Genomic DNA, 6,294 nt, shown 5'->3' on the forward strand with positions numbered 1-6,294 from the left:
GGTCCACACGAGGAAGATTACCTCTGCTTCAGAGGTAATGCTCTCAAGCGGAGGTCAAGAGAGAGAGGAAGGGAGATAATCGGTCTATGTCACCCGATGGGATGATGTGGTTTGGTACATCCGACTGCGGGAGTGTCTTCCCACCCGGCACCCGCTGAGGGAGGTGCGCGCGATGCGTGGCACCAGCAGGACGAAACCCCACCCGCACGACGACGCTCCGGACACCGCCGAGGCGTTCGAGCGGCTCGCGCTACTGCCCGACGGCCCGGAGCGGCAGGTGCTGCGGGACGAACTGGTCCGGCTCTGGCTGCCCATGGCCGAGCGGATCGCCGTACGGTTCCGGGGCCGCGGCGAGTCGCTGGAGGACCTGTACCAGGTGGCGGCGCTGGGCCTGGTGAAGGCGGTCGACCACTTCGACCCGGCGCGCGGCCGTGCCTTCGAGGCGTACGCCGTGCCGACCGTCACCGGCGAGATCAAGCGCCACTTCCGTGACCACATGTGGACCCTGCACGTACCGCGGCGGGTGCAGGACCTGCGCAACCGCGTGCGGAGCACCACGAAGGACCTGGGGCAGACCACCTCGGGCCGCGCGCCCACCGTCGCCGAGATCGCCGAACGCGCCCATCTGACCGAGGACGAGGTGATGACCGGCCTGGAGGCCCTGGAGTGCTTCACGGCGCTGTCGCTGGACGCCGAGATGCCCGGCACGGACGGCTACGCACTGGGGGACGCGCTGGGCAGGCCCGAGCCCGGCTACGACCTGGTCGTCGACCGGGCGGCGGTCAGGCCCTGTCTGCAGGCGCTCCCCGAGCGCGAACGCACGATCCTCTACCTGCGGTTCTTCCGCGGCATGACACAGAGCCGGATCGCGCGGCAGCTCGGCATCTCGCAGATGCACGTCTCCCGGCTGCTCAGCAGCTGTTTCGCGCACCTGCGGGAGGAACTGCTCACCGAGACCGAGGCACCGTGATCCGCCGGACGCCCTGATCCGTCGCCCTGATCCGTCGCCCGGGTCCGTCACCCGGGCGGCGCGCCGGGGATCCGGTTCGGCCCGTGCCGGTCCAGGGCGTCCTCCACCGCGGCCCCCACCTCGGCGGGCAGGTCACCCGTCCGGCCCCAGACGAGGACGAGTTCGGCAACGTTGCGCAGCTTGATGTTGGTGTGCTGGGAGACCTCCTTCAGCACCGCCCAGCCCTCGTCCGGCGTGATCCGCCCCAGCCCGACCATCACCCCGATCGCCTGGTCCACGACGGCGTGCGAGGCGACGGCCTCCTTCAGCTGGTGGACCTCTTCCTGCAAGGCGAAGACGCGGTCCGGGCCGGCGTCGTCCCGACGGCCGTTCGTGGTCATGGTCGCCTCCCTGCGGGCCCGGGGCCGGACACCGCGGCCCTCAGCCCATGGATACACCGCCGTGCCGGGCCCTGCCACGCGTGGCCGGGCCGTTTGGCGACGCGCGGACGGGGTACTCCGCAGGCGCCCTTACCGCTTCCGGATGGACACTGGTGGCAGACCGGTGGCCGCCGGTCGCCGAGACCAGGACACGACTGCCATGAATCACGACACCACCCTCCCCGGCGGCACGACGGACCCGCGGAACCTTGACCGCGTCGTCTCCACGCACTCCGTGTTCGGTGCACCCTGCTGGGTCAGTCTGACCAGCCGCGACCTGCGGGCGACACAGGAGTTCTACGAGGCCGTCCTGGGCTGGCGGTGGCGCGACGTCCGGATGGGCGACCACTTCCGCATCGCGCTGGCGGGCGGCGTGCCGGTCGCGGGGATCGCGGCGGTCGCCACCATGTGGCACATGGCGGTGGCGTGGACGCCGTACTTCGCGGTCCCGGACGCGGACGTGGCCGCGGCGCGGGCCCGGGAACGCGGCGGCACGGTGGCCGTCGGCCCGCTGTCCTTCCCGCCCGGGCGGGCGGCCCTCCTCGCCGACCGGGACGGTGCCACCTTCGGGATCTGGGAGGGCAAGCTCGTCTCCAACTGGGAGGCCTGGCGCCGGGCGGCACCGACCTTCATCCGGTTGCACACCCGCAACGCCTTCGACTCGGCCATCTTCTACGGCGAGATCCTCGACTGGGCCTCGGACCGGCCCGGCTGCTGCCAGGTCCAGTACGAGGGGGGCGAGGTCGTGCTGCGCAGCCGGGGTGACGTGGTCGCGCGCATCGACTCCGGTGCGGCGGAGGCGGTGCCCGACCCCTCGGTGCGGCCGCACTGGCAGGTCCACTTCGCCGTGGACGACGCGCCGGCCTGCGCCCGAGCGGCGGAGAAGCACGGCGGGAGCGTGCTGCGCGAGGACGTGGACGAGGCGATCCTGCGGGACCCGGACGGCGCGCAGTTCACGGTGACGGCCCGGTCCGACCGGTGACGTCCCGCGGCCGCGCGGCTACGCGGGTGTGCGGGACGGGCGGGACAGCAGCACGAGACTGCGGGGCTCCAGCCTGAGCCGGGTGCCCGCTTTGCGCTCCCGTTCGTCGGGGACGCCCTCGGGATCGGCGGTGTCGATCAGCGTGACCCAGCGCTCCCCGTAGGCCTGGCCGGGCAGGCGGAAGTCCACCGGCTCCCAGTAGGCGTTGAGGAGCAGCAGGAACGAGTCGTCGACCACCGGGCGCCCGCGCTCGTCGCGTTCGGCGATGGCGTCGCCGTTGAGGAACACGCCGACCGAGTGCGCGTCGGGGCGCTGCCAGTCCCGCTCGGTCATCTCACGCGCGTCGGGGCGCAGCCAGACCAGATCGGGCAGCGGCTGCCCGGAGCGGGCGGCCCTCTCGCCGCGGAAGAAGCGGCGGCGGCGCAGTACGGGATGGGCGGCGCGCAGCGCGATGACGTGCCGGGTGAAGTCCGTGAGGGTGCGCTGTTCCTCCGTCAGCCGCCAGTCGATCCAGGACAGTTCGCCGTCCTGGCAGTAGGCGTTGTTGTTGCCGCGCTGGGTGCGGCCCAGTTCGTCGCCGTGGCAGAGCATCGGGATGCCCTGCGACAGCAGCAGCGTGGCCAGCAGATTGCGCTGCTGGCGGGCGCGCAGCTCCCCTACGGCGGGGTCGTCCGTCTCCCCCTCCACCCCGCAGTTCCAGGACCGGTTGACGCTCTCGCCGTCCTGGTTGTCCTCGCCGTTCGCCTCGTTGTGCTTGTCGTTGTACGAGACGAGGTCACGCAGGGTGAAACCGTCGTGCGCGGTGACGAAGTTGACGCTGGCGCGCGGCCGGCGCCGGCTGTGCCCGTAGAGGTCGGCGGAGCCGGTCAGCCGGGAGGCGAACTCACCGAGGGAGCCCGGCTCGGCCCGCCAGAAGTCCCGTACGGCGTCCCGGTAGGGGCCGTTCCACTCCGACCACAGTGGCGGGAAGTTGCCCACCTGGTAGCCGCCCTCGCCGACGTCCCACGGTTCGGCGATCAGCTTGACGCGGCTGATCACCGGGTCCTGCTGGATGAGGTCGAAGAACGCCGACAGCCGGTCCACCTCGTGGAACTGCCGGGCCAGGGTGGCCGCGAGGTCGAAGCGGAAGCCGTCGACGTGCATCTCGGTGACCCAGTACCGCAGCGAGTCCATGATCAGCTGGAGCACGTAGGGGTGCCGCATCAGCAGGCTGTTGCCGGTGCCGGTGGTGTCGTAGTAGTGCGCCCAGTCGCCGTCCACGAGGCGGTAGTACGAGGCGTTGTCGATGCCCCGGAAGGAGAGGGTGGGGCCCAGCTCGTTGCCCTCCGCGGTGTGGTTGTAGACCACGTCGAGGATCACCTCGAGCCCGGCCTCGTGCAGCGCCTTCACCATCGCCTTGAACTCGTTGACCTGCCGGCCCCGGGTGCCGAGGGCGGCGTAGGCGTTGTGCGGCGCGAAGAAGCCGATCGTGTTGTAGCCCCAGTAGTTGGACAGTCCGCGGTCCTGGAGCACGCCGTCGTGGACGAACTGGTGCACCGGCATCAGCTCGACTGCGGTCACGCCCAGCCGGGTCAGGTGCTCGAGGACCGCGGGGTGGGCGAGGCCGGCGTAGGTGCCGCGCAGCCGCTCCGGGACCTCGGGATGGGTGCGGGTCAGCCCCCGCACGTGTGCCTCGTAGATCACGGAGTCGGCGTACGGCAGCCGGGGCGGGCGGTCGTCACCCCAGTCGAAGTACGGGTCGATGACCACGCCGAGCATGGAGTGCCCGGCGCTGTCCGCCGGGGAGGGACCGCCCGGCTCGCGTTCGTAGAGCGAGGGGTGGTTGTCGATCTGCCCGTCGACGGCCCGGGCGTACGGGTCGAGCAGCAGCTTGGCCGGGTTGCACCGGTGGCCGACGGCGGGGTCCCACGGTCCGTGCACCCGGTAGCCGTAGCGCTGCCCCGGCCCGATCCCGGGCAGGTAGCCGTGCCAGACGAAGCCGTCGACCTCGTTGAGCGGGGCGGGCGTCTCGGTTCCGCGGTCGTCGACAAGGATCAGGTCGACCCGCTCGGCCACCTCGCTGAACAGGGCGAAGTTGGTGCCCTGCCCGTCGAAGGACGCGCCCAACGGGTAGGGGTGCCCGCTCCACACGGGCACCCCCTTCCGGGATCGTCGCGCCGTCATCGGGCCGCCCCCAGGGCGCCGTCCGCCGCGGCGGCGGCGAGGACGGTCACCGGCAGGTCGCGGGGTACGTCGAGCCCCTCGTTGAGATTGGGCGCCGGGGCCGTCGGGACCAGCGGCACGCGCTGGCCGGCGCGGGCGCGCCGGGAGAACCAGATGATCTTGCTGCCGCCGGCCGCGGCGCAGCAGCCCCAGCCGTCGCTCATCGCGGCGATGCGGGCCAGGCAGGTGCGCAGGTCCTGGTCGGGGCGGAGGTCGCGGTCGTCGCCGCCCACGGCGGTGATGAGGTGCTGGCCGTTCCACCACATCTCGATCGAGATGTGCTTGTCGGTCGCGTGCTCGTCGATCGCCCGCAGCAGCAGTTCGGTGCCGCTGCGGACCGGATCCACGTGGTTCTCGAGATCCCAGTGGCGGAGGTGGGCGGCCAGGATGCGGCTGACCTGTCCGACCCGTTCGGGGCTGACTTCCACGTCGAGGTGGTAGTAGCAGGGCACTGCGGTCTTCATCGTCGCTTGCTCCTCACCGGCGAAGCTCTCGCTCGTCCCGGCTCCACCCGGCCCACTGCCGGACACGCAGGGTGAGCACTGATCGCTTCTGAGTCAGATCCACAGTGCGCGCGCTACGCCATTCGTGCAACACGAGCACACCGGTGAGGTTGTTGAAGAGCCAACAAGACGCTGCGTGATTGTGCGTGCACCATAAGTGAAAGCCTCGATCGCCGTAACGGATCCGTGCCTCTCCGTGCCCGGATGCCACCCGATCGTCGGGAGGCGTGCCCAGTCGAGAGCATCGGAATCGGAAGGTGAAGGGGCCATGCTGCTACCCGCTAAGGCCGAAGTGGCCCGGCTGTTGCGGCGGTACCGGGCGTGGGAACGGCTGATGCTCGCCTCACCCTCCGACCGGGCCGTACGGGTCGCCTTCGAGGACTCGGGCTACACCCTGTGCGTACTGATGGGCGAGCGCTGCGCCCGGGAGGCCGTGGACGCCGCCGAGCGCTATCTGCGCACCACCCTCGCCGCCTACCTGCAGGAGCAGACCGGGCGGCCCCTCGCACAGGGCCGGGCCAGGCGGGCTACCGCGCCGGACCGGCGGCCTACGGCGGGAACGTACTGACCCGGCCTTCCGGCACCCACCGGATTCCCCGCCGGGCTTCGGGCCCGGCTTCACGCACGGCGGAGGTGACCCCCAATGAGCTCGACCGAGACCATCGGCCGCATCCCGGTCCGGGACGTCCGGCCTGCCGTGGAGTACGGCAGGCGCCCGGCGAAGGCGGTCGTCGGTGAGACCTTCCAGGTCACCGCCACCGTCTTCCGCGAGGGGCACGACGCCGTCGGCGCCAACGTGGTGCTGTGCGATCCGGAGGGCCGGCCGGGGCCCTGGACGCCGATGCGTGAACTCGCCCCGGGCACCGACCGGTGGGGCGCGGAGGTCACCCCGGACGCGCCCGGGCCGTGGACGTACACGGTAGAGGCCTGGAGCGACCCCGTGGCCACCTGGCGGCACCACGCACGGGTCAAGGTGCCGGCGGGGATGGACACCGGCCTGGTCCTCGAGGAGGGCGCCGAACTGCACGCCCGGGCCGCCGCCGGGGTGCCCGCCGGGCCGCGGCGCACGGTGGTACTGGCGGCCGCCCGGGCCCTGGGCGACGCCTCCCTCCCCCCGGACTCCCGGCTGTCGGCGGCGTTGTCGCCGGAGGTGGCCGAGGTCCTCGCCCGGTATCCGCTGCGGGAACTGGTCACCGCCTCCGAGACCCTGCCCCTGCT

General features: G+C 71.9%; 7 protein-coding genes. 4 read left to right on the forward strand and 3 right to left on the reverse strand.

The genetic code is table 11. The features are described from left to right. Positions 1 to 172 precede the first annotated feature (172 nt). A complete protein-coding gene (locus ABZX30_RS32160) occupies positions 173 to 970 on the forward strand; it encodes an RNA polymerase sigma factor SigF (protein ID WP_355940044.1) in 798 nt (265 codons plus the stop codon). Between the two features lie 47 nt (positions 971 to 1,017). Here ABZX30_RS32160 and ABZX30_RS32165 read toward each other — a convergent pair whose 3' ends face one another. Further along, positions 1,018 to 1,350, reverse strand: a complete 333-nt coding sequence (locus ABZX30_RS32165; protein WP_355940047.1) for an ANTAR domain-containing protein — start codon at positions 1,348 to 1,350, stop codon at positions 1,018 to 1,020. A gap of 199 nt (positions 1,351 to 1,549) precedes the next feature. Here ABZX30_RS32165 and ABZX30_RS32170 point away from each other — a divergent pair, with 199 nt between their 5' ends. After that, positions 1,550 to 2,371: a VOC family protein gene (locus ABZX30_RS32170; RefSeq protein WP_355940050.1), complete on the forward strand. Its 822-nt coding sequence runs from the start codon at positions 1,550 to 1,552 to the stop codon at positions 2,369 to 2,371. An 18-nt stretch (positions 2,372 to 2,389) separates the two neighbouring features. Here ABZX30_RS32170 and glgX read toward each other — a convergent pair whose 3' ends face one another. Together glgX and ABZX30_RS32180 are read right to left on the reverse strand one after the other, a co-directional pair. Continuing rightward, positions 2,390 to 4,534 (reverse strand): glycogen debranching protein GlgX, encoded by a 2,145-nt coding sequence (gene glgX, locus ABZX30_RS32175; protein ID WP_355940052.1) that lies wholly within the window; start codon positions 4,532 to 4,534, stop codon positions 2,390 to 2,392. Continuing rightward, a complete protein-coding gene (locus tag ABZX30_RS32180) occupies positions 4,531 to 5,037 on the reverse strand; it encodes a pep a2 (protein ID WP_355940055.1) in 507 nt (168 codons plus the stop codon). Before ABZX30_RS32180 ends, glgX begins: the two co-directional genes overlap by 4 nt. Positions 5,038 to 5,344: 307 nt before the next feature. Between ABZX30_RS32180 and ABZX30_RS32185 the strand changes: the two genes are divergently transcribed. Together ABZX30_RS32185 and ABZX30_RS32190 are read left to right on the forward strand one after the other, a co-directional pair. Beyond that, on the forward strand, positions 5,345 to 5,644 hold the full coding sequence (locus tag ABZX30_RS32185; protein WP_355940058.1) for a DUF5133 domain-containing protein: 300 nt from the start codon (positions 5,345 to 5,347) through the stop codon (positions 5,642 to 5,644). Between the two features lie 75 nt (positions 5,645 to 5,719). Beyond that, on the forward strand, positions 5,720 to 6,294 hold a 575-nt coding region (locus ABZX30_RS32190), incomplete at its 3' end, for a maltotransferase domain-containing protein (protein WP_355940061.1).

It is taken from the genome of Streptomyces sp. NPDC004542, from assembly GCF_040610035.1.
GTDB lineage: Bacteria > Actinomycetota > Actinomycetes > Streptomycetales > Streptomycetaceae > Streptomyces.